Source organism: Streptomyces sp. NPDC051555, from assembly GCF_044454405.1.
GTDB lineage: Bacteria > Actinomycetota > Actinomycetes > Streptomycetales > Streptomycetaceae > Streptomyces.
This window is the reverse complement of sequence record NZ_JBITDP010000001.1, coordinates 139,806-162,241: the sequence shown is the minus strand read 5'-3', so window position 1 is coordinate 162,241 and position 22,436 is coordinate 139,806. Positions and strand designations below refer to the sequence as shown.

Here is a 22,436-nt window from a genome sequence, read left to right as displayed (position 1 = left end):
GCGGGGGTCCGGGGGCGGAGCCCCCGAAGGCCCCGGGGGGCCACCCCCGCCGACCCCACCACGGCCGGCGCTAGCGCGCCGGCAACGTCACCTCGAACCGACACCCCCCCGGCACATTGCGGACCTCGGTCCGCCCCGCATGCGCCTCCACGATCCCCCGCACGATCGCCAGCCCCAACCCGGCCCCCGCCGGCGGCACCGGCCCCGCCCCCGCCGGCGGCGTCCGCGCCGCCGTCCCCCGCCACCCCGTGTCGAAGACCCGCGAGAGGTCCTCCGCCGGAATCCCCCCGCACCCGTCGGTGACCGAGAGCACCACCCCGTCGCCCCGCCGCTCCGCGGCCACCGCGACCGTCCCGTCGGCCGGGGTGTGCCGGATCGCGTTGATCAGCAGGTTCGCCAGCACCCGGGTCATCTCCTTGCCGTCCACCTCGACCGGCACGCGCTCCACGGCGTCCCCCACCAGCCGCACCCCGTGCTCCCGCGCCAGCGGGTCCACCCCCGACAGCGCGTCCCCCACCAGGTCGTAGGCCGACATCCGGCTGGGGGTCAGGCTGAGCGCCCCGGCATGGATCCGGGACAGCTCGAAGAGGTCGCCGACCATGGAGTTCAGCCGCTCCACCTCGGTGCGGATCTGCCGGTGGTAGCGCCCCGGGTCGACGGCCATGCCGTCCTCCAGCGCCTCCGACATGGCCCGCAACCCGGCCAGCGGGGTCCGCAGGTCGTGCGAGATCCAGGCGACCAGCTCCCGCCGGGAGGTCTCCAGAGCCCGTTCCCGCTCCCGCGAGGCGGCCAGTTTGGCGCTCGTCGCCGCCAGCTCGCGCGAGAGTCCGGCCAACTCCGCGGTCGCCTGGCCGGGCGGCGCCGCGAAACTGCCGCCGTCGCCGAAGTTCCGTGCGGCGAGCGAGAGTTCGCGACTGCGGGCGACCACCCAACGGCCCAGTATGAGCGCGGTGGCCAGCGAGACCACCGCGGCCATCGCGGCGACGAGGGTGACCACGCCCAGGTCGTGCCGGGACAGGAACATCGCCTGCGCGACCGCGAGCGTACCGGCGAGCATCGCGATGACGGTGACGGCGCCCACCACGGCCAGGGACACCGTCACCGAGCGGTGGCGGACCAGCCGCAGGACGGCCGCGCCGAGGACCCCGGCACAGGCCGCCCCGCCGAGGGCGAAGAGCGCGATGAGCAGGAAGTCCTTCACAGCGTGTCCTGCGGTCCGGCGTCGAAGCGGTACCCGACGCCCCAGACGGTCTGGATGAGCCGCGGGCTGCCCGGATCGTCCTCGATCTTCGCGCGCAGCCGCCGTACGTGCACGGTCACGGTGGACAGGTCCCCGAAGTCCCAGCCCCACACCTCCCGCATCAGGTCCTCGCGGCCGATCGCCCGCCCGGGGTGGCGCAGGAAGTGCGCCAGCAGGTCGAACTCGCGCAGGGTCAGCGCCAGCTCGGCGCCGTGCTTCGTGGCCCGGTGGGTCGCCGGATCGAGTGCGAGCCCGGCACCGGCGAGCTCGGGCGGGGCGGCGGCCGGGGAGGTCGCCGGGGCCGCTTCCCGCTCGGCCGCGCGGCTGCGCCGCAGGACCGAGGTGACCCGCAGGACGAGTTCGCGGGGGCTGAAAGGCTTGGTCACGTAGTCGTCCGCGCCGACCTCCAGCCCGGCGATCCGTTCGTCCTCGTCGCCGCGCGCGGTCAGCATGATCACCGGTACGGGGCCTGCGGCGCGCAGCCGGCGGCACACCTCCAGCCCGTCGATCCCGGGCAGCATCAGGTCCAGGACGACCAGGTCGGGCCGGTTGCGTTCGGCGCGGGCCAGGGCGGCGGGGCCGTCCGCGGCCTGCTCGACGGCGTATCCGGCGCGGTGCAGGTAGCCGGTGACGACCTCGGCGACGGTCGGGTCGTCGTCCACGACGAGGATCCGCGCGGGCGGGGGTTCCATGCTCATGCGCCCAGCCTCCCACCAGCGGTGCGGCGGCGGGACCGCCGGAGCGCCCGGCCGGGGTGACGTCCGCGTTTCGTAAGGAGTCGATGGCCCTTTCCCGGCCCTGTCGTTCCTACGGTGAAACGCGTGACAGCAGACTCAGCAATCCACGATCCCGTGCGCCCGGATCTCCCGTCCGTCGACGTCGTCCTGCCCTGCCTGAACGAGGCCGAGGCGCTGCCCTGGGTCCTCGCCCGCATCCCGGCCGGGTGGCGCGCCCTCGTCGTGGACAACGGTTCCACCGACGGTTCCGCCGCGATCGCCCGCGCGCTGGGCGCCACGGTGGTGACCGAGTCCCGGCGCGGTTTCGGCGCCGCCTGCCACGCCGGGCTGCTGGCCGCGGAAGCGGACGTCGTCTGCTTCTGCGACTGCGACGCCTCCCTCGATCCGGGGCTGTTGGCCGGGTTCGTCGCCACCGTCGCGGCCGGCGGCGCGGACCTGGTGCTCGGGCGGCGCCGCCCGGGCCGCGGCGCCTGGCCGCTGCACGCGCGGGCCGGGAACCTGGCGCTGGCCCGGCTGCTGCGCCGCCGGACCGGGCTGGACCTGCGCGACCTGGGGCCCATGCGGGCCGCACGGCGGGCGGACCTGCTCGGCCTGGAGCTGAGCGACCGGCGCAGCGGCTACCCGCTGCAGATGGTGGTCCGGGCGGCCGACGCGGGCTGGCGGGTCCGGGAGGTGGACGTGCCGTACCTGACGCGCACGGGGAAATCGAAGGTGACCGGGACCTGGCGGGGCACCTGGCAGGCGGTGCACGACATGAGCCGCGTCCTGGCGCAGCCGCCGCAGGCCGCCGCTTCGGCCGCCCCGGCCGGGGGTGCACGGTGACGGCATCCACGGCGACCACACTGCTCGTGATCGCCAAGGAGCCGCTGCCGGGGCGGGTGAAGACCCGGCTCACCCCACCGTTCAGCCCCACCGGGGCCGCCTCCCTCGCCGAGGCCGCGCTCGCCGACACCCTGGACGTCGTGGCCAGGACCCCGGCCGCGCGGCGGGTGCTGGTGCTGGACGGGCGACCGGGGCCCTGGTTGCCGTCCGGTTTCGAGGTGGTCGCGCAGTGCGCCGGGACGCTGGACGAGCGGCTGGCGGCCGCCTTCGCGGGATGCGCCGGTCCCGCGCTGCTGATCGGCATGGACACGCCCCAGGTCACGCCGGAGCTGCTGGCCCGCGCGAGCGGTCCGCGGGCCTGGGCGACGTACGACGCGTGGTTCGGACCCGCGGTCGACGGCGGCTTCTGGGCCCTCGGGCTGGCCGTACCGGATCCGCGACTGCTGCGCGGCGTCCCGATGTCCGTTCCCGAGACGGGCGCCGCGCAGTACGAGCGGCTGCGCGCGGCCGGGCTGCGGGTGGGACGGCTGCCCCGGCTGCGCGACGTGGACGACGCCGAGGACGCCCGGCTGGTGGCGGCCGCGGCGCCGCGGGGCCGGTTCGCGGCCGTGCACGCGGGGCTGACCGCGACCGCGCCGGCCCCGGCGGTCCGCCCGTGAGCGCCCTCGACACCGCGCGGGCAGCCGCTGCCCCGGCGGCCACCTGGACCGCGGACCCCTATACCCGCGCCCTGCGCAGCGGCCGCGGCCCGCTCTTCCTGCGGCGCGGGGACGGCTGGCTGCTGCCGCTGGACGTGGAGCGCTGGTGCGAGGGCCCCGATCCGGCGGACCGGACGGTGCTGGACCGCTGTCGCGGCTCGGCCCTGGACATCGGCTGCGGGCCGGGCCGGCTCGTCGCGGCGCTCGCCGCACGGGGCCACCGGGCGCTGGGCATCGACGTGAGCCCGGAGGCGGTGGCACGGACGAACCGCTCGGGCGGGGCGGCGCTGCACCGCTCGGTCTTCGATCCGCTGCCCGGGGAGGGCCGTTGGGACACGGCGCTGCTCATCGACGGGAACATCGGCATCGGCGGCGATCCGGTGGCGCTGCTGGGGCGCCTCGCGCGGGTGACCGCCCCGGGTGGCGCGCTGATCGTCGAGTGCGCGGCGGGCGCCGGGCCCGCGTCGGACGCGCTCGACGAGCGGTACGTGGTGCGGGTCGACGACGGCCGGGGCGCGGTCGGCGCGCCGTTCCCGTGGGCCCGGGTCGGCGCCGCGGCGCTGGACGCGCACGCCCGGGCGGCGGGCTGGGCCGCGGCGGAGCGGTGGACGGCCTACGGCCGGATCTTCGTGCGGCTCCGGCCGGGGCTCCAGGGGTTCCATCGACCGCAAGTTACTTAGACGTATCTAGTGACTCTTCACGCAAGCGACAGTAGAACTTGTTCTCACTCCGCCGAGAGTGAGGAAGATCACATGAGCGATTCCGCCATGCCCGACAAAGGATCCAAGGGCTTTTCGCGCCGTGGATTCATCGCAGGAACAGGTTCTATTCTAGGAGCGATGGCCGTAGCCGGTCGAGCCAACGCGGCGCAGGTGCGCGGCGCCGCGTCGAACGCCTCCGCCGCGACGGTCTCCGCCGCGCCGATCACCGACGGGGCCCACGTCCCCGTCCTGGTGATCGGCACCGGCTACGGCGGCTCCGTCGCCGCGCTGCGGCTCGCCCAAGCGGGCGTCGACGTACAGATGATCGAGATGGGCATGGCCTGGGACACCCCCGGGCCGGACGGCAAGATCTTCTGCAACACGCTCAACCCCGACCAGCGTTCGTACTGGCTGCGCACCAGGACCAAGGCGCCGCTGAACTACTTCCTCGGGTTCCCCATCGACAAGGACATCCCCAAGTACACCGGCATCCTGGACGCCGAGGACTTCGCGGGGATCACGGTCTACCAGGGTCGCGGCGTCGGCGGCGGTTCGCTGGTCAACGGCGGCATGGCGGTCACGCCCAAGCGCGAGAACTTCGGCGCCGTGCTCCCGTCCGTGGACGCCGACGAGATGTACACCACCTACTACCCGCGGGCCAACGCCGGTCTCGGCGTGGGCCTGGTCGACCCGGCCTGGTTCGACACCGTGGACTGCTACCAGTTCGCCCGGGTCGGCCGCAAGCACGCCCAGCGCTCCAACTTCCCCTTCGTCTTCGTGCCCGACGTGTACGACTGGGACTACATGAAGAAGGAGGCGGCCGGGACCGCCACCAAGTCCGCGCTGGACGGGGAGATCCTCTACGGCAACAACAACGGCAAGAAGTCCCTCCAGAAGACCTACATCGCGGCCGCGAAGGCCACCGGCAAGGTCTCCATCACCCCGCTCCACCGGGTCACCACCGTCTCCCCCTCGGCCGGTGGCGGCTACACGGTCGTCATGCAGCAGCTCAACACCACCGGCGACACCGTCGCCACCAAGAGCGTGACCGCGGACAAGGTCTTCTTCGCCGCGGGCAGCGTCGGCACCAGCAAGCTGCTCGTCAAGCTCAAGGCCACCGGCCTGCTGCCGAACCTCAACGACGAGATAGGCAAGGGCTGGGGCGACAACGGCAACGTCATGTGCGGCCGCGCCAACCACCTGTGGGACCCGACCGGGAAGCTCCAGGCCACCATCCCCTGCGGCGGCATCGACAACTGGGCCGCGGGCGGGGCGTTCGCCGAGGTGGCGCCGCTGCCGACGGGCATCGAGACGTACGCCTCCTTCTACCTGTCCATCACCAAGAACCCCAACCGCGCGCGGTTCACGTACAACGCGGGCACCGGGAACGTGGACCTGGACTGGCAGACGGCCTGGAAGCAGCCGGCCATCGACATGGCCAAGAGCATCTTCGACAAGATCAATTCGAAGGAGGGGACGATCTACCGGACCGACCTCTTCGGCACCTACAAGATCTGGGGCGACCACCTCACGTACCACCCGCTCGGCGGGGCCGTCCTGAACAAGGCCACCGACAACTACGGGCGGCTGCACGGGCACCCGGGCCTGTACGTCATCGACGGAGCGCTGATCCCCGGCAACACCAGCGTCAACCCGTTCGTGACGATCACCGCGCTCGCCGAGCGCAACATCGAGAAGATCATCGCCACCGACCTGTGACCTGGGCGGACGCGAAACGGGTGCGGGGCCGACCGGACGCCACCGGTCGGCCCCGCACCTCTCGCGCGTCACGGTCGGTTCGGCTTCCGCGTCACGGCCGGTCCGGCTTCCGCGTCACTGACCGGGCAGCATGCAGACGCTGTCGAGCCCGAGCACGTGGTTGAGCCGGCCGAAGGCCAACCACGAACCGATGCTCATGCTCAGCTCCACGATCTCGACCTGGGTGTACCGCGCCTTCATCCGGACCCAGAACTCCTCGTCGAGGCCGTGGTGGTCGAGGGTGTAGCGCTCCGCGTACTCGGCGGCCAGCCGGGTCCGCTCGTCGAAGGCGTCCGTCGTGCGCCACTCGGCGACCGCGTCGGGGAACGCGTCCTCGACCTTCTCGCCGTCCCGGTCGGTCCGCCAGTCGAGGCAGAAGACGCACCCGTTGATCTGCGCCACGCGCAGCCGGGCCGCCTCGAACTCCCGCAGTCCCAGGGTCGTGTGGGCGTAGACCGAGAGCGAGAAGTTCGCGGCGGCCATCCCGATGCCGGGGACCATGTCGCCCCAGACGTACTCGATCGGGTGCTGGCCCGCGGGGATGTCGATGTGCAGGCCGGTCATGGACTCGGCGGCGGTCTCGGCGCCGGTGGAGTCGTCGGCACTGGTCGCGTCGGTGGCGTTGGTCGCGTCGGTGGCGTCCGTGGCGGTCATGGGTGCTTCCTTCCGAGTTTGCCGACTGCCGGGCGCAGCGGCACGTCGAGCGCGTCGTAGAGGCCGGGGTCGGCGGCCGCGAGCCAGTCGATGGCCCCCACCAGCCGTCCCACGGCGGTGGCGTTGCCGCCCGCCGAGCGGTTGTCGCCCTCGTCGGTGCACTCGATCGTGACCTCGATGCGGGGGCGGCCCTCGATGACCACGCGGTGGGCTCCGGAGCCGTCGGGGGGCGTGGGCCAGTCCGGGGCGCAGGACGCGTGGATCCGGGTGACGTGCTCGATGACGATGCGGGCCTCGCCCTCGACGATCCCCTGCACCTCGAAGCGGATGGCGCCCTGGGTGCCCGCCTCGAACTCCCCCATCGAGGCGGTCCGTACGGTCTCGTCGAGCGCACGGCGCTCGGAGGTCTCGCGGATCTCGTCGAGTTCGACGCCGAGGGCGCGGGCCATCATGCGGATCTGCCCGCCCCACACCATGGTGGGGATCGACGGCATGAGCATCATCGGCTCGTAGTCCATGGGGTGGCCCATGCCGATGAGGTGGCGGACCGAGTCCGGCTGGTCGTAGGTGGAGTAGTCGAATATCTCCTGGCAGCGGATCGCGTCGACGGTGGAGCCGAGTCCGCTGATCAGCAGGGGCAGTACGTCGTTGCCCCAGCCGGGGTCGACGCCCGAGGCGAAGAGCGAGCCGCCGCCCTCGGCGATCGCGGCGAGCACCGGATCGCGGAACTCGGGCGGGGCGCTGCGGTGGTCGTACAACGGGTAGAGGGCGGGGCTGACGACGACCGCGCCCGAGCGGACCGCCCGGACGAGGTCGTCGAGCGCCTCGTCGGGGCGGACGTCGCCGGAGGCCGCGTACACGACGGCCCGGTGCCCGGCGGCCAGGACCGACGCGGTGTCGTCGGTGGCCGGGACGCCCAATGCGTAGGTGAGGCCGGCGAGTTCGCCCGCGTCGCGGCCGACCTTGTCGGGGTTGTGGACGAGTACTGCGGCGAGCTTGAGGGCCGGGTGGGCCTCGACGGCACGGATGGCCGCGCGGCCGACGTTGCCGGTACCCCAGACAACCGTGGAAATCATGCGCGGAGGGTAGCGAGCGGGCCTGCAGGTTCCTAGTGCCACGACCCCGAAAACTAGAACCGGATTCAGTCTTGGGGTGTCGTGTCCTCCCGCGATGGCGTCGCGTCCTTGCGCCGCCCTGTCGATTCCGTGCGCGGGGGCGTCGGGTCGCTCCCCCGCGAGCGGCCCGCGACGACCAGGCCCACCAGGGCGGCCGAAGCGAGGACCAGCACCGCGCCGAGCACGATCAGCAGGTTGCGCCCGTACGGCAGCGGCAGCGCCGACGGGTTGGGCGGCGCGCCGGGGCGCAGCAGCAGCGGCAGGGTGACGAGGACGAGCGCTCCCCCGGTCAGCAGGGCGCCGCGTACGAGCCCCCGCGCACCGACGGACCATCGCGCGGCCCGGGCCCCGGCGGCCAGGAGCAGCCCGACCGCGAGGACCAGCGGGGCGATGACCGCGTCGTGCAGGACGAGCCCGCCGCCGAGCCAGACCAGCACGTCCCAGGGATCGGGCAGCGCGAAGAGCTGCCGGACCCCGACGGCGACGAGCAGCAGCCCGACCCCACCGAGCAGGTACCGCGGCGCGCTTCGGGGCATCACAGGACCTCCAACCGGGCGACCCACTTGGTCTGGAGCACACCGGGCCGGTTCGGCGCGATGATCCGGGCCGGGAAGCCGTGATCGGTCGAGAGCGGCTCGCCGCCCAGGGTCAGGGCCAGCAGGGTCAGCGGGTCCCGGGCGTAGGTCCGTCCCATCTCCATGACCCGGTACGCCCCGCCCGTCTCCAGCGAGGTGACCCGTACGGCGGCGCCGGGCGGGGCCCCGGCCCGGTCCAACAGGTCCCGGATCCGCACGCCGCCCCAGAGCGCCTCCACGCTCCAGCCCTCGACGCAGGCGATCGGCAGCCGGGCCTCGGCCTGGGGCAGGGCCAGGAGTTGGGCGCGCGTCAGGCTGTAGGGGAGGGGCCCGAGGACCTCCAGCCGCCAGTCGCGCAGCGCCGCCTCCCCCACTCCGGCGGCGGCCGCCGTGCGGTTGACCGGCAGCCCCTGCGGCCCGTGCCCGGGGTGCCGGGGGGCGAGCAGGTCCAGGCGCGCGAGCGGGGTGACGGACTGCCCCACCGTGGTCAGGGTGACCGCGCCGACCGCCGCGCCGAGCCCGAGCATCAGCGCGCGCCGGTCGGGGCCGTCCTGCGCGGGCAGTGCGAGGGTCCCGGGCGAGCGGCGGCTCCAATGGGCCTTGATCTGCGGCGCCTTGACGGCGATGTGCAGAAGGATCGAGCCGGCCGCCACCCAGGCGACGGCGAAGTGCACCGGCACGAAGGAGAACGGCCAGGGGTACCACTCGGCGATGTTGAGCAGCCCGCTGAAGACCTCGAAGACGGCGGCGGCGACGAGCAGCGCCACCGAGAGCCGCTCCAGCGCGTGCCGCACCGAACGCACCGGCGGCCAGACGAACAACCGCGGGTAGACCGCCCACAGTTTGACGAGCAGCAGCACGATCGCCGCGATCCCCGTGCCCACGTGCAGCCCCTGGCTGACCCGGTACCCCCACACCGGACGGCTCGGCAGCGCGTCCGCCGCCCAGGGCGGCGGGTGCTGGAGGTAGTGGCTGATCAGCCCGGTCACGAAGCACACGGCGAAGGCCGCGCCCAACCACCGCCCGACGGCGGTGGCGGTGCGGGCGTCGTGCAGTCGGCCGGAGAAGGAGGGCGGTCGCGGACGGGCCGGAAGGAGTCGGCGCCGGGTCGGTGCGGTCATGCCTCCCATCACAGCGGCCGGGACCGCCGCACGGGGCTTTCGACACCTTACGAAACGCGGACGCCCGGCCCGCCGAGCCCCGCCCCGGCCTCCCCCGCTGTCAGGCTGGCCGCATGCTCAGCCCCCGCGCCTCCACCGTCCGCGAGCCACTGCCACCCGCCCGGCGAGCGGCCCGGCCCCACTCCTTGCGCACCGCCTTGCGCACCGCCCTGCGCACCGCCCTCCCCGCCGCGCTCCTGGTCGCGCTCGTGGCGACGCTGGTGGGCACCGTCCGCAAGGACGGCTTCTTCACCGACCAGGCCGCCCTGACCTGGTGGTACGCCGCCGCGTGGGCGCTCTTCGCGGTGGCCGTGGCGGCGCTGCGCGCGGCGCCCGTCCGGTACGTGGTCCCGCTGTTGCTGGCCGGCGCGGTCGCCGTGGCCGCCACCGGGCTGGTCGCGCCGCCGCGCACCAGCACCGACTCCTTCCGGTACGCCTGGGACGGCCGGGTGCAGGCCACCGGCACCTCACCCTACGACCACGCCCCGGCCGATCCCGCGCTCCTGCGGCTGCGCGACGACTGGCTGTTCCCGCACGGGGCCGCCGCGTGCGCCGGGCCGGACCGGGCGGCGGTCTCCGAGGGGGTGTGCACGCGCATCAACAGGCCCCGGGTGCACACCATCTACCCGCCGGTGGCGGAGGGCTACTTCCTGCTCGTGCACGCCCTGTCCCCGTCGGGCGTGCGCCACAAGGCCCTCCAGGTGGGCGGGGCCCTGCTGTCCGTCGCCGTGACGGCCTTCCTGCTGCTGATCCTGCGCCGCCGGGGCGCGGACCCGCGCCGCGCCGCCTACTGGGCCTGGTGCCCGGCGGTCCCCGTCGAGGCGGTGAACAACGCGCACGTCGACGTCCTCGCGGTGCTCCTGTCGGTGGCGGCCCTGGGCCTGGTCACCCGCCGCCGGGCGCTGGGCGGGGCCCTGTTCGGCCTGGCCGTGGCGGCGAAGATGCTGCCCGCCGTCCTGCTGCCGGGCGCGCTGTCCGGCGTACGCCGCCCGCGCGACGCGGCGGCCCTGCTCCTCCCCGCCGCCGCGGTGGTGGCGCTGACGTACCTGCCGTACGTCCTGACCTCCCGCTCCTCCGTCTTCGGCTACCTGGGCGGCTACGCCCGGGAGGAAGGCTACGACGATCCCGCCGCCAAGGGCCGCTACGCCCTGCTGCGGCTGGTCCTCCCGGACTCCTGGTCACTGCCCGCGGTGGCCGTCGTGCTGCTCGCGGTCGCCGTCCACGTCTGGCGCCGGGGCGACCCGGCCCGCCCCTGGCACGGCTCGCTGCTCCTGACGGGCACGGCGTTCCTCCTGCTCACCCCTGGCTACTCCTGGTACGCGCTGCTGCTGATCGCCCTCGTGGCCCTGGACGGCCGCTGGGAATGGCTGCCGACCGCGCTGGCGGGCGCGGCGTCCTACGTCGCCTCCTCCCCCGCGGCCCTGGGCCCCGACACCCCGACCGTCGCCTACGCCCTGGCCGCGGCCACGGCCCTGGTGGTCACGGCGGTGCGGTGGCGGGTCGGGGGTCAGAGCCAGCCGTTGCGGCGGAAGCCCCGGTGGATGGCGAAGCAGGACACGGCCATGAGCAGCAGGACCGCCGGGTAGCCGTACGTCCAGTGCAGCTCCGGCATGTGGTCGAAGTTCATGCCGTAGATCCCGCAGACCATGGTGGGCACGGCGACGATCGCCGCCCACGCCGTGATCTTGCGCATGTCCTCGTTCTGGGCGACGGTCACCTGGGCCAGGTGGGCCTGGAGGATCGAGTCGAGCAGGGCCTCGTAGGAGGCGATCTGGTCGGTGGTCCGGGCCAGGTTGTCGGCGGCGTCACGGAAGTACGGGCGGACCTCGGCCGGGACGGCGGGCATCGGCTCGGTGCCGAGGCGGTGCAGCGGCCGGTCCAACGGGGCCACCGCGCGGCGCAGTTCCAGCAGTTCGCGCTTGAGCTGGTAGATCCGGCCGGCGTCGCCGCGCCCGCTGTGGTCGCTGAACACCGTGCTCTCGACGGAGTCGATGTCGCTCTGGACCGAATCGGTGACGCAGAGGTAGTCCTCGACCACGTGGTCCACCATGGCGTGCAGCACGGTCGCCGGGCCCAGCGCCAGCTGGTCGGGGTCGCGTTCCAGGGCCTCGCGCAACGGGCCGAGGGAGCCGTGGCCGCCGTGCCGCACGGTGATCACGAAGTCGGCGCCGACGAAGGCCATCAGCTCGCCCGTGTCGACCACCTCGCTGGTCTCGGTCAGCCGCTCGTGCTCGACGTAGCGGACCGTCTTGAGGACGGCGAAGAGCGTGTCGTCGTACCGCTGCACCTTGGGCCGCTGGTGGGCGTGGACGGCGTCCTCGACGGCGAGCGGGTGCAGGTCGAAGAGCGCGGCGAGGCCGACGAGTTCCTGCTGGTCCGGCTCGTGCAGGCCGATCCACACGAACCCGTCGCCGTTCTTTCGGACCCGGCGCAGCGCCTCCTCGGCGTCGGCGCAGTCCTCCTGGCGCACGCCGGCCCGGTAGACCACGCAGTTCACCACCGCGGTCCCGAGCGGGGACCTGGCCGGGTGGCTGAGGTCCACGGCGCGCCGGTAGCCACGGCGCACGGCCTTGCGCAGGCTGCTGAACATCGACACGGTAGGTACTCCTCTTCGGCGGATCGCCAGACAGTGTCGCATCAGCGGTCCCGCCCGCCGACCAGCCCTCTTCCGCGCCCGGGGGCGGTGACCCCGGGGCTCCTGCCGGCGTCCGCGCGGGGCCGCGTACCGTTGCGCCCGCGTACGACGTGGCCGTACGAGACGTGGCAGGACGAGCCGGAGGAGACGGTTGTGGCGGCAGGACCGGAAGTGGGATCGGCGGTGGGCGACTTCACGCTGCCCGGCGGCGAGCTGGTGGGCGGTTCCTTCGAGCGGCGCGACTTCACGCTGAGCGAGCGGCGCGGCGGGCCGGTGGTCCTGGCGTTCTACCCGGGCGACAACACCGCCGTGTGCACGAAGCAGCTGTGCTCCTACTCCAGCGGCTTCGAGGAGTTCGCCGAACTCGGCGCCACGGTATGGGGGATCAGCCCGCAAGACGTCGACAGCCACGAGGGGTTCGCGCGGCGGCACGGGCTGCGGATGCCGCTGCTCGCGGACACGGGGCGCGAGGTCGCGCGGGCCTTCGGGGTGAGCGCTCCGGGGATCGGGCTGCGCCGGTCGGTCTTCCTGATCGCTCCGGACGGCACCCTGCACTGGAAGCACGTGGCGCTGTTGGGGGCGACGTTCCAGAGCGCCTCGACGCTCGCCCGGCAGCTGGCCGCGTTCGCGTAGCCGGGGCGGGCCGGGTCGCAGGGCCGGGCCGCAGGGCCGGGTCGCCGGACCGGGGGAAGCTCTCCCGTCCCGGCGAAACGGCCCCCGCCCGGGCGGTAGCGTGCCCCGTGCGCGTGATGGTGACCGACCGTGGGGGATGGATCCGCTGTGCCTGCCGTACCCGCCGTGCCCGCTCCGGCCACCGCCGTGATGGGCCCGCTGCTGCCCGGCGATCCGCCGGCGATCGCCTCGTACCGCCTCGTGGGACGGCTCGGCACGGGCGGCATGGGCGTCGTCTACGCGGCCGTGGACGGCGGCGGCCGCAGGGTCGCCCTCAAGACGGTGCATCCCCAACTCGCCGCCGATCCGCAGTTCCGGGCCCGGTTCCACCGCGAGGTGGGGGTGCTGCGGCGGGTCACCGGCCCGTGCCTGGTCCCCCTCGTCGACGCGGATCCGGACGCCGCCGCGCCGTGGCTGGTCACGACGTACGTACCGGGGCCCACCCTGCACCAGTACGTCGCCGCGCACGGGCCGCTCACGGGGGCCCGGCTGCACCTCCTGGCGGCCGGTACGGCGGCCGCACTGGCCGCCGTGCACGCGGCCGGCGTGGTGCACCGGGACCTGAAGCCGGCCAACGTGATCCTGTCCCCGGACGGCCCCCGCGTGCTCGACTTCGGCATCGCCCACGTCACGGACGGCACCGCGGTGACCCGTACCGGCGTCATGACCGGAACTCCCGGCTGGATCAGCCCCGAGCAGTACCGCGACGGGTCCGCGGACAGCCGCGGCGATGTCTTCGCCTGGGGCGCGCTCATCGCCGCCGCGGCCACCGGCAGGCCCGTCTTCGGTACCGGGGCCCCGGACGCGGTGGCCTACCGCGTGCTGCGCGAGGAACCCGACCTGGCGGGCGTGCCCGACGAACTGCACGGCGTCCTGGTCGCCTGCCTGGCCAAGGAACCCGGCGAGCGGCCGAGGTCCCGGGCCCTGGCGGTCGTCACCGCGCGGCTGGTGGACGGCGCGGCCACCGAGGTGCTGCCGGTGGGCCGCCCGGCGGCCGCCGCACCCGTCCCGGTGGAGGACGCACCGGCCGAGGGCGCCCCGGTCGACGACGCGCTGATCGCGGCCCGTTGGGACGTTCCCTCGATCGAGGACCCCTCCTGGGGCGCGGTCCCGCCGACCGGCACCGGAGCCGCGCCCGCCCCCGCCGGGCGCGGGGTGTGGGTGCGCCGGGGACTGTTCGTCGCGGCCGCCGCCGCCCTCGGCGGCGTCGTCGGGTTGGGCCTGAGCCTGCTCCCGTCCGGACAGGACGGGCGCGACGGGCGGGACGGGCGGGACGCCGCGGCCGCGGCCTCCTCCTCGCGCTCCCCCGAGGACCGGAGCGCTGCGACGTCGGGCGCCCCCGCGACGCCGCCCCGGAGCCCGGCCGGCCCGCTGTCCGCGAGCAGTTCTCCCCCGTCGACCACGGGCGGGCCCGGCGCCGCCGGTGACCCCGGTACCGGCCGTACGGCCGTCCACACCATCGCCCCCTGGTCCGTGGCCGGCGGGGAACCGGCCGAGGGGGTCACGATCACCGCGGAGACCATCGGGTCCTGTTGGACGGTCTCCAGCAAGACCCCGCGCTCCGACGCGTGGCGCTGCATGTCCGCGAGCACCATCCTGGACCCCTGCTTCGCCCCGGGCGACGGGGCGGCCGACGTCCTCCTGTGCCTGGACGGCAACGCCCGTCGCATGCAGCGGCTGATCCTGACGCAGCCGCTCCCGGCGGACGGCTTCCGCCCGCCGGGCAGCCCGGCCCCGACCACCCTGCTCATCGAGCTGGCCAACGGCAAGACCTGCGGCTTCGCCTCCGGCGCCACCTCCGACCTCGCCGGCAAGCGCCTCGACTACTTCTGCGAGGACGGCGGAACCGTCTACGGCGACCCGGACCGCTCCCGCCCGCTCTGGACGGCCGATTACCGCAAGGACCAGAGCCCGACGACGGAGAGCGTCCCGATCAGGGCGGCGTACCAGTAGCCGCGCCGACTCCGTCGCCTTGCCCAGCCAGTGCCGTGACTAGTGGTTCTCGGTCGGTCGCAGGTCCCGCGGGATCAGCTTCCAGGTGGTGACCGCCGCGATCACCGCGAGGCCCCCGGCCAGGAGGAACGCCGGGGTGATGGCCAGGGTGTAGGCGTGTGAGGCGGCGTCGAGCAGGGCCTGCCCCGCGCTGCCGCCGAGCCGCTCGGCGGCGTGCGCGGCCTCGCCCACGGAGGCCCGTACGGCGCTGAGCGTCGAGCCGTCCAGGTCCAGCGCGGGAAGGTTCCCGCGGTAGAGCGCGGCGGCCGTGGAGCCGAGGATGGCCACGCCCATGGCCGAGCCGAGTTCGTAGCAGGTCTCCTCGATGGCGGCCGCGCTGGAGACCTCGTCGGCGGGCGCCGTCGACATCAGGGTCACCGAGGCGACCGTGGTGGCGAGGCCCGCGCCGAGGCCCATGACGGTCAGGGCCGCGGCGAAGGCGGGGTAACCGAGGTCCGAGAACTGCTGGAAGCCCCACGGCAGGGCCATGCCCGCGGCCAGCACCACCAGTCCGGTGCCGAGGACGTGCCGGATGGCGAAGCGCTGCATGAGGGCGGGGGCCAGCATCGAGGCGCAGATCAGGGCGAGCGGCGCGGGCAGCAGGCGCAGGCCCGCTTCCAGAGGTGTGTAGCCCTGGCCGTACTGGAACCACTGGGTGACGAGGAACAGGATCGCGCCCATGCCCACCATCGGCAGGAAGATCGCGGTGGCGGCCACGCTGAAGGCCGGCTTGGCGAACAGCCGGACCTGGAGCAGCGGGTTGTCCACGCGCAGCTGGCGGCGCACGAAGACGGTCAGCGATACGGCGGCGAGGGCGAGCAGCGCCCAGGGCAACGGCTCCGCGACACCGCTCTTGCCCAGCTGCTTGATGCCGCCCGCGAGGGCGAGCATGCCGACGATCGACTGCGCGACGCCCCACCAGTCCCATCGTCCGGCGGCCCGGGGCGAGCGCGATTCGGGCAGGTAGCGCAGTCCGGCCGCGACGATGACCACGGCGACGGGAAGGTTCAGGAGGAAGGCGGAGTGCCAACCGAAGTCCTGCACGAGCAGGCCGCCGACGACCGGCCCGAAGGCCATGCCGCCGCCGAAGACCGCCGCCCAGACGGCGAGGGCGAAGGCGCGCTCCTTGGCGTCGGTGAAGACGCTGCGCAGGATCGACAGGGTGGACGGCATGATCGCCGCGCCACCGACGCCGAGCAGCGCGCGGGCGGCGATGACGTGCCAGGCCTCGGTGGAGAAGACGGCGATGAGCGAGGCGACGGCGAAGATGGCGAAACCCACCATCAGGAGCCGCTTGCGCCCCCACCGGTCGCCGAGGGCGCCCGCGGTGACCAGGAGTCCGGACAGGGCCAGCGCGTAGACGTCGATGATCCACAGCTGCTGGACGGCGCCCGGCTGGAGGTCGCCGACGAGCGAGGGGAAGGCCACGTTGAGGATCGTGGTGTCCATCGAGATGAGCAGGAGGCTGCCGGAGAGGATCGCGAGCACGATCCAGCGGCGCGGGTCCTGCGTGCGGGTGCGCATGGGGATTCCGTTCACGGTGGTGCGGGGTGGTGGTGCGGGGCCGTACGGAGGAGCACCTCGACGGGTCGGCCGGCACGGCTCCTGCACCGCCCCCACCCACACCGATCGAGCCTCTCTCGTCCCAAACGATACAAAGACGTCTCATTTGAAGCAAGCGAGACCCGAAAAACACCCCAGAGCCTCCCCCTCCGCCAGACAGGTAAAGCTTCAACCATGTCCCATTCGCCCCAGGACCCTCTTGTGAAGTTAGGTTAGCCTTCCTTTATGCAGCTCCTACATCTGGCCGCCTCGGCCGGCTACACCACGCCTCCGCTGTGGCGCGTCCTCACCAAGGCCGGGTACTTCATCGGCCTGACGGGAGCGATCGGCGCCACCGTCACCTACGCCACGTCCGTACGCCCCGCGCTCCGCGCGCCCTCGACCCGGGGCGGCGATGCGGAGGTCATGGGACGAAGAACCGCGGGATACCTCGCCTGGGCCGGGGTCGTCCTGCTCGTCGCGGGCTACTTCCAGCTCGCCGCACGCCTCGCCCGGGCCGGCAAGGGCATGCCCTTCGGCGACGCCCTCTCGCCGGCGCGGATCGGTGACTTCCTCGGCGCACCGGCGGCCAAGGGCGCGTGGGTCGCCCAGGGCGCGATCTACACCGTGCAGAACGTCCTCCTGGTCCTGACCTCCGCGACCTTGATGGCACTGTTCCTCCCCCGGGCCCGCCGGCACCTGAACGCGCTGGCACTGACCGCCCTGCCCCTGAGCCTCGCGGTGACGCTCGTGGGGGCCGTGCCGGCCACCGCGCCCAAGGACTCGGACAAGGTGCTGGACCTCGTCCTCGGCCAGGTCCACATCGTCAGCGGCGTGGTCTGGATCGGCGGCCTGGCCTTCCTCGCGACCCTCGCCGCCGCCCGCGGCCGACTCGGTGAGGGCGCGGGCCTGATGTGGGCGGACGTCTGGCGCCGTTTCTCGCTGGTCGCCCTCGTCTGCGTCGGCGCCGTCCTCACCTCCGGCCTGTGGATGGGCTGGAAGCACGTCGGCGCCATCAGTCAGCTGTGGACGACGACCTACGGACTCTTCCTCCTGGTCAAGATCCTGCTGGTGCTCGGCATGGTCGCGGCCGGCGGCCTCAACCAGTTCTGGCTGATGCCCCGCATCGCCAAGGCCCGCGCGACGGACGACACGTCCTCGCTCGTGCACCTGACCCTGCGCCACTTCCCGAAGGTCGTCTGGGGCGAGGTCGCCCTCGGGGTCGCCGTCCTGGCCGTGGTCCCGTTCCTCAGCGGCTCCGCCCGCTCCGAGGCGGGCAGCCCGCCCGCCGTCTCGACCGGCAGCATCTTCACGGTGGGCGCGCTGCTCGTCCTCACCCTGGTGGCGTCCCTCTACATCACGGTGCGGACCTCCGACGCCCTGGCCCGCCGCACCCCCTCCGCGCCCGCGCCTGCCCCCTCTTCCTCCACACCTGCCTCCGCCTGACCCCGCAGACAAAGGCCAGCCTCAGCTGACCCCCCGCGCCGCCGGCACGCACGTCCACATTCCCCTCGGCGCGAGAGGGGCTCCACGCGGAAGGCGGCTCCCCTGGCTAGCGTGATCCCTGTGGCGGCCCAAGGAGTCGCTTCCCCCATCGACCAGTCAGAGCGAGGCGTTACGTCCATGAGCCTGAGCATCCGCAATCAGATCCCCGGCACCATCACCTCCGTCACGGCCGGCGAGGCCATGTCGACGGTGAAGGTCCGCCTGGCCGGCGGCCAGGACATCACCGCCGCGATCACCACCGACGCCGTCAAGGACCTCGGCCTCGCCGAGGGCGCCGCCGTCACGGCGCTCGTGAAGTCCACCGAGGTCTCCCTCGCCACCGGCCCCGTCGAGGGCATCTCCATCCGCAACCAGATCCCGGGCACCGTCACCGACATCGCGACCGGTGGCGCCATGGGCTCCGTCAAGGTCTCCGTCGAGGGCGGCGCGCTGACCGCCGCGATCACCAAGGACGCCGTCGAGGCCCTCGGCCTGAGCGCCGGCACCTCCGTCGTCGCCCTGATCAAGTCGACCGAGATCTCCCTCTCCGTCTGATCGAACGGCGACGGCGCCCCGCGGCCCTCGCTGCGGGGCGCCGCGCCCGTACCGTCAGGTGACGGTGACGAACCGGGCGGTGCTCGGCACCCCCTGGGAGTCCAGGGCGAAGAGCATGTAGGTGCCGGGCAGGACCACTCCCTTGTCCGCCGGGACGGAGACCGTGTAGGTGCCGCTGCCCGCGGCGCTGGACACCAGCGGGACCCGCCGCTGGTCGTTGTCCGTGGAGTGGGTCGCGGCCGCGGCCCGCATCAGGACGAAGGAGGCCACCGACCCCTCGGTGGTGACGGTGAGCCGGGCGCCGGCGGCGGCCCGGGGCGGCACGCCGCCGGTGATGACGGGACGCGGCTTGGCCGAACCGTCGGCGTTCAGCAGGTACGGCGGGGTGAACACGGCCCCGTCGGCGTGGTTGGTGGCGCAGTCGCCGCACAGGCCCCCGCCGCCGGAGAAGATCCGTCCGTCGGGCAGCAGGTTCGCCACGCTGTGGTAATTGCGCGGGATCGCCATGGTGGCGAGCTGGGTGAAGCTCCCGGTCGCCGGGTCCCACAGCTCGGGGGTCAGCACGGACGTGGCGTCGCTGAACGGCACCGGGTACGACTGGCCGCCGAAGACGGCGACCTTGCCGTCGGGCAGGACGACACTGTTGCCGAAGGCGCGGGCGTACCCCATGTCGCCCGTGCGCGCGGCCCGGACCTGGTCGCCGTCGATGCCGACCGTGTACGCGCGCCGGGTGGCGGGCGTCTTCTCGTACGCGGGCGAGCCGCCGAGGGTGAGCAGCTTGCCGATGTCGTACGCGACGGCGTTGCCGGTCATGGCGTCCTGGCTGTCGGCCCGGGTGCCGGCGGAGGTGATGCTCCCGTTCCCGCCGGTCGTGATCCAGTTCATCTGCTTGCTCGGTCCCAGCTGGAGTACTTTGCCGTCCGAGGTGGCGTGCAGCCACATGTGGTTGTCCGCGCGGTAGGCGCCGGCCGGGTCGGCCGTCATCGCCGGGACGGCGGGGACGCCGGGGAGCCTGCGCCAGGTGCGGGTGTCCGGGGACCAGACCTCGCCGGCCTTGTCCCCCGCGGCTCCGCTCCAGGATCCGCCGAGGACGAAGGCCTCGCCGGTGGAGAGCAGGGTCATGGCCTGGTAGCCGCGGGCGATGTTCATGCTGGCGGTCGCGGACCAGGCGTCGGTGGCCGGGTCGTAGATGCTCGCCTTCTCCGCGTTGCTGCCGCCGGTGACCAGGACCCGGCCGTCGGCGAGCATCACGATGCCCGGGCAGAACATGTCGTGGCCGGTGTTGTCGATGCGGCGCTGGGTGACCTTGCCCGTCTTCAGGTCCAGGATCGCGGTCTGGGTGTAGCCGTTGCTGCCGCCGAAACGGTCGACCGCGTACGCCGACCAGGCCAGGAGCTTGTCACCGGGCAGGACGGCGGTGGCCACCGGCACCAGGGGGAAGCCGGTGATCCGGCCCCAGGAGCCGTGCGCGGCCGGGTCGGCCGGGCCGCTCAGGCGTATCTCGGCGGCGGAGGTCCAGGGACCGCGCTTGCCGGCCTCGCCGGTCACGCGCAGACGTATGTAGCGGGCGTTCTCGGTGCGGGTGAAGGTCGCGGTCTTGACGGTGTCGTCGTCGCGCCAGGTGCCTACGGAGACCGGTGCGCCGAAGGTGGCGCCGTCGGTGCTGGTGCTGATGGTGTACGCGCCCGCACGCCCGTTGGGGCCGTCGTTGCGGGGCTGGTAGACCAGGGCGGAGACGGCCGTCGTGCGGTGCATGTCGATGGTGAGGGTGTGCGGCAGCGGGGTCGGCGTCCCGGAGTACTTGCTGTGCCAGAGGGTGGCGGCGTCACCGTCGAGGACGTTGGCCGCGCGGTTGTTCGTCGCGCTGGTCTCCTCGTCGCTCGCCGCGGCCGTCCAGCCGGTCCGGGGCAGGTCGACGGTGGCGGCCGGGGTTCCGGGGTCGCCCAGCAGGTTGAGCTCCGCGGCGGAGGTCCACGGGCCGCGGTTGCCGGCTTCGGTGGCGGCGGTGAGCCGGACGAACCGGGCGCCCTGCGGGGCGAATCCGAGGGTCTTGGCGCTCGCGTCGTCCGCAAGGGTGCCGGTGGCGACCGGAGAGCCCCAGTTCTGGCCGTCCGCGCTCACGCTGATGCTGTACTCACCGACGCGCCCGTTGGGTCCGTTCGTACGGGGCTGGTAGAGGAGCGCCGAGACCACCACCGTGCGGTGCATGTCGATGGTGAGGGTGTGCGGCAGCGGGGTCGGCGTCCCGGACCACTTGCTGTGCCAGAGGGTGGCCGCGTTGCCGTCGAGGACGTTGGCCGCGCGACCGTTCTCCCCGCTGGTCTCCTCGTCGCTCGCCGTGGCCGTCCATCCGGTCCGGTCGAGGAGCGGAGCCGTGGGTTCCATGGCGTTCGCCGGGGCCACGCCGTGGTGCGGCGACTGTTTCGCCGTCTGCTGGTCGAAGGGAACGGGCGCCGGCCGCGGCGCCGGGTCCCGGCCGGCGCGCCCGGTGCTCGCCACACCGAGCAGGGGGGTGATGCCGACGAGCAGCGAGCCGAGGGCGAAGGCGATGAGCAGATGGGAGCGGCGCAGAGCTCGGGAAGGGGTCAGGGCGCGGGTGCGGGCACCGGTACGGGTGCGGATGCCGGTGCGGGTGCGGGCGCTGGTGCCGGTGCGTCTGGGATGCAATCGGAACTCCTGGGCGAAAAGTGAACCGCTGCGGGCCCCTAGAAGATAGGTCAGCGCACGCCAACTCGCCGCCTCAAAAGGGGAGTTGCCGCGAACCGGCGCCGCCGCAGGCGGAGCCGCCCGCTCCACCGGGCCCGACGGCGCCACGACGCACCACCTTCGAGTGGTGTCGCCCACACCCGGCATGCACAGCTTCCAAGGCGCAACTGGCAGGCGGCACTTCGATCCGCAGGACGAAACGACGCTCTACCTTGAAGCTCCAAGGAGAGCCGATTCCAAGCGAGTTGCCACCGGCGAAACCCACGGGGCACTGTCGTAGGCAGGTGGCACCATCTGGGCCGGTGGTCCCATCAGCTACAGGGGGTAGGCATGGAGAGCACGACTGCGTACGCATGGCCTCGCGGGGCGGAGGCGGCGGACAGCGCGGCACTGGAGCGCTGGCTGGCCGACCACGGCTGGGAGGTCGACCCGATGGTGTTCATGGCCGGCGGCCTGGGCCCGGCGGTCCAGGTCCGGCCGGTCGGATCCGGCTCCGACGGCGAGCCGGGACTGCTCATCCTGCCGGGCGAGACGGTGGAATTCGCCGGGACCAGGATGCGGATCGCCCACCACGCCCCGCCCGACACCCGGCCCCGAGCAGGAGCCGGGGCCGCAGCCGCAGCCGGGGCCTGCGTCTAGCGATCAGCAGCTCCGCGCGCGTCGTCACGCCCGCCGGTCGGACGCAGTTCCCGTTCGAGTGCGGACAGGGCGAAGGCGTGCGCGGAGGTGTCCTGCCAGCGGGACCGCCCGAACATCACGTCCTCGGAGAGGCCGCTCAGCATGGCCACGGCCCGGATGGTGAAGTCGGGAAGGTCGACTTCGGCGAAGTGCCCCAGGTCCCGGCCCTCGCGGACGATGGCTTCCAACCGCTCGTCCCAGCCGTCCAGCAGCGCGGTGAGGGTGCGCCGGCCCGCGTCGTCGTGGCGCTGGGCCAGCACCTGCGTCCACAGCGCGTAGCGTTCGTCGCCCTGGTGGCGGGGCAGGTAGGAGCGGACGAACAGGGCCAGCTTCTCGGCGGGGGACGCGGCCTGGTCGCTGTCCCGCTCGAAGCGGTCCCAGAGGTCGGCTTGGCTCCACGCCAGCACTTCGAGCAGCAACCGGTCCTTCTTGCCGAAGTGGTAGAGGATGTGCCCGGTGCTCATGCCGGCCCGCGCCGCGATGTCCGACATCCGCAGGCCCGCGGTGCCCTTCTCCGCGATGACGCTGATGGCGGCCCGCATCGCCCGCCCCCGTGCCTCGTCCCCGCTGGGCTGACGCTTCCGGTCCACCGGGGGCCGGGCCGGCCGGCCCTCCGACGTCGACGTCGACATCGACATGCGCACACCTCCGTTCCGTGGGGTTAGATTCTCATTCTAGATTATTGCTCTAGACTGAAAATCTAGTTAGTGC

The 22,436-nt window shown here is 73.6% G+C and carries 20 protein-coding genes; 10 read left to right on the top strand and 10 right to left on the bottom strand.

Annotation, left to right across the window (positions count from 1 at the left end; genetic code table 11):
- Nucleotides 1-70 precede the first annotated feature (70 nt).
- Both ACIBEA_RS00755 and ACIBEA_RS00750 read right to left on the bottom strand, forming a co-directional pair.
- On the bottom strand, nucleotides 71-1,201 hold the full coding sequence (locus ACIBEA_RS00755; RefSeq protein ID WP_399256438.1) for a sensor histidine kinase: 1,131 nt from the start codon (nucleotides 1,199-1,201) through the stop codon (nucleotides 71-73).
- Nucleotides 1,198-1,938 carry a response regulator transcription factor gene (locus ACIBEA_RS00750; RefSeq protein ID WP_399256436.1) on the bottom strand — a complete coding sequence of 247 codons (741 nt, stop codon included), beginning with the start codon at nucleotides 1,936-1,938 and terminating at the stop codon, nucleotides 1,198-1,200. The genes ACIBEA_RS00755 and ACIBEA_RS00750 overlap by 4 nt, the downstream gene beginning before the upstream one ends.
- 114 nt (nucleotides 1,939-2,052) lie before the next feature.
- On the opposite strand from ACIBEA_RS00750, the gene ACIBEA_RS00745 reads away from it, so the two are divergent.
- From ACIBEA_RS00745 to ACIBEA_RS00730, 4 genes are all read left to right on the top strand, one after another.
- Nucleotides 2,053-2,799, top strand: a complete 747-nt coding sequence (locus ACIBEA_RS00745) for a glycosyltransferase family 2 protein (protein ID WP_399256434.1) — start codon at nucleotides 2,053-2,055, stop codon at nucleotides 2,797-2,799.
- Complete coding sequence (locus tag ACIBEA_RS00740; RefSeq protein ID WP_399256432.1) at nucleotides 2,796-3,458, top strand: DUF2064 domain-containing protein; 663 nt, start codon at nucleotides 2,796-2,798, stop codon at nucleotides 3,456-3,458. Before ACIBEA_RS00745 ends, ACIBEA_RS00740 begins: the two co-directional genes overlap by 4 nt.
- Complete coding sequence (locus tag ACIBEA_RS00735) at nucleotides 3,455-4,177, top strand: class I SAM-dependent DNA methyltransferase (protein ID WP_399256430.1); 723 nt, start codon at nucleotides 3,455-3,457, stop codon at nucleotides 4,175-4,177. Before ACIBEA_RS00740 ends, ACIBEA_RS00735 begins: the two co-directional genes overlap by 4 nt.
- Nucleotides 4,178-4,264: 87 nt before the next feature.
- Nucleotides 4,265-5,917, top strand: a complete 1,653-nt coding sequence (locus ACIBEA_RS00730) for a GMC oxidoreductase (protein ID WP_399257874.1) — start codon at nucleotides 4,265-4,267, stop codon at nucleotides 5,915-5,917.
- A gap of 114 nt (nucleotides 5,918-6,031) precedes the next feature.
- Here ACIBEA_RS00730 and ACIBEA_RS00725 read toward each other — a convergent pair whose 3' ends face one another.
- From ACIBEA_RS00725 to ACIBEA_RS00710, 4 genes are all read right to left on the bottom strand, one after another.
- Nucleotides 6,032-6,511, bottom strand: coding sequence for a carboxymuconolactone decarboxylase family protein (locus ACIBEA_RS00725; RefSeq protein WP_354380993.1), 480 nt, complete (start codon nucleotides 6,509-6,511; stop codon nucleotides 6,032-6,034).
- A 95-nt stretch (nucleotides 6,512-6,606) separates the two neighbouring features.
- Nucleotides 6,607-7,686: a dihydrodipicolinate reductase gene (locus tag ACIBEA_RS00720; protein ID WP_399256428.1), complete on the bottom strand. Its 1,080-nt coding sequence runs from the start codon at nucleotides 7,684-7,686 to the stop codon at nucleotides 6,607-6,609.
- 65 nt (nucleotides 7,687-7,751) lie between these two features.
- The gene (locus tag ACIBEA_RS00715) at nucleotides 7,752-8,261 is read right to left on the bottom strand and encodes a hypothetical protein (RefSeq protein ID WP_399256426.1); all 510 of its coding nucleotides are present in this window, start codon (nucleotides 8,259-8,261) and stop codon (nucleotides 7,752-7,754) included.
- Nucleotides 8,261-9,421, bottom strand: a complete 1,161-nt coding sequence (locus ACIBEA_RS00710) for a molybdopterin-dependent oxidoreductase (RefSeq protein ID WP_399256424.1) — start codon at nucleotides 9,419-9,421, stop codon at nucleotides 8,261-8,263. The genes ACIBEA_RS00715 and ACIBEA_RS00710 overlap by 1 nt, the downstream gene beginning before the upstream one ends.
- Before the next feature lie 113 nt (nucleotides 9,422-9,534).
- Here ACIBEA_RS00710 and ACIBEA_RS00705 point away from each other — a divergent pair, with 113 nt between their 5' ends.
- Complete coding sequence (locus ACIBEA_RS00705; RefSeq protein WP_399256422.1) at nucleotides 9,535-11,046, top strand: glycosyltransferase 87 family protein; 1,512 nt, start codon at nucleotides 9,535-9,537, stop codon at nucleotides 11,044-11,046.
- Here ACIBEA_RS00705 and ACIBEA_RS00700 read toward each other — a convergent pair.
- Nucleotides 10,968-12,050, bottom strand: a complete 1,083-nt coding sequence (locus tag ACIBEA_RS00700) for a magnesium and cobalt transport protein CorA (protein WP_399257872.1) — start codon at nucleotides 12,048-12,050, stop codon at nucleotides 10,968-10,970. The genes ACIBEA_RS00705 and ACIBEA_RS00700 overlap by 79 nt on opposite strands.
- A gap of 198 nt (nucleotides 12,051-12,248) precedes the next feature.
- Between ACIBEA_RS00700 and ACIBEA_RS00695 the strand changes: the two genes are divergently transcribed.
- Entirely contained in the window at nucleotides 12,249-12,728 is a 480-nt protein-coding gene (locus tag ACIBEA_RS00695; RefSeq protein ID WP_399256420.1) for a peroxiredoxin, read from the top strand.
- A 147-nt stretch (nucleotides 12,729-12,875) separates the two neighbouring features.
- Nucleotides 12,876-14,720 carry a protein kinase gene (locus tag ACIBEA_RS00690; RefSeq protein ID WP_399256418.1) on the top strand — a complete coding sequence of 615 codons (1,845 nt, stop codon included), beginning with the start codon at nucleotides 12,876-12,878 and terminating at the stop codon, nucleotides 14,718-14,720.
- A 39-nt stretch (nucleotides 14,721-14,759) separates the two neighbouring features.
- Here the strand turns inward: ACIBEA_RS00690 and ACIBEA_RS00685 are convergent, their stop codons facing one another.
- A complete protein-coding gene (locus ACIBEA_RS00685; RefSeq protein WP_399256416.1) occupies nucleotides 14,760-16,283 on the bottom strand; it encodes an MFS transporter in 1,524 nt (507 codons plus the stop codon).
- Nucleotides 16,284-16,547: 264 nt separating this feature from the next.
- On the opposite strand from ACIBEA_RS00685, the gene ACIBEA_RS00680 reads away from it, so the two are divergent.
- Together ACIBEA_RS00680 and ACIBEA_RS00675 are read left to right on the top strand one after the other, a co-directional pair.
- A complete protein-coding gene (locus ACIBEA_RS00680; RefSeq protein WP_399256414.1) occupies nucleotides 16,548-17,747 on the top strand; it encodes a copper resistance D family protein in 1,200 nt (399 codons plus the stop codon).
- 177 nt (nucleotides 17,748-17,924) lie between these two features.
- Nucleotides 17,925-18,341 carry a molybdopterin-binding protein gene (locus ACIBEA_RS00675; RefSeq protein WP_399256412.1) on the top strand — a complete coding sequence of 139 codons (417 nt, stop codon included), beginning with the start codon at nucleotides 17,925-17,927 and terminating at the stop codon, nucleotides 18,339-18,341.
- A gap of 54 nt (nucleotides 18,342-18,395) precedes the next feature.
- Here the strand turns inward: ACIBEA_RS00675 and ACIBEA_RS00670 are convergent, their stop codons facing one another.
- Nucleotides 18,396-21,008: a discoidin domain-containing protein gene (locus ACIBEA_RS00670; RefSeq protein ID WP_399256410.1), complete on the bottom strand. Its 2,613-nt coding sequence runs from the start codon at nucleotides 21,006-21,008 to the stop codon at nucleotides 18,396-18,398.
- 369 nt (nucleotides 21,009-21,377) lie between these two features.
- Here ACIBEA_RS00670 and ACIBEA_RS00665 point away from each other — a divergent pair, with 369 nt between their 5' ends.
- Nucleotides 21,378-21,686, top strand: coding sequence for a hypothetical protein (locus ACIBEA_RS00665; protein ID WP_399256408.1), 309 nt, complete (start codon nucleotides 21,378-21,380; stop codon nucleotides 21,684-21,686).
- Here the strand turns inward: ACIBEA_RS00665 and ACIBEA_RS00660 are convergent.
- Nucleotides 21,683-22,363 carry a TetR/AcrR family transcriptional regulator gene (locus ACIBEA_RS00660; protein WP_399256406.1) on the bottom strand — a complete coding sequence of 227 codons (681 nt, stop codon included), beginning with the start codon at nucleotides 22,361-22,363 and terminating at the stop codon, nucleotides 21,683-21,685. The genes ACIBEA_RS00665 and ACIBEA_RS00660 overlap by 4 nt on opposite strands.
- Nucleotides 22,364-22,436: the final 73 nt, after the last annotated feature.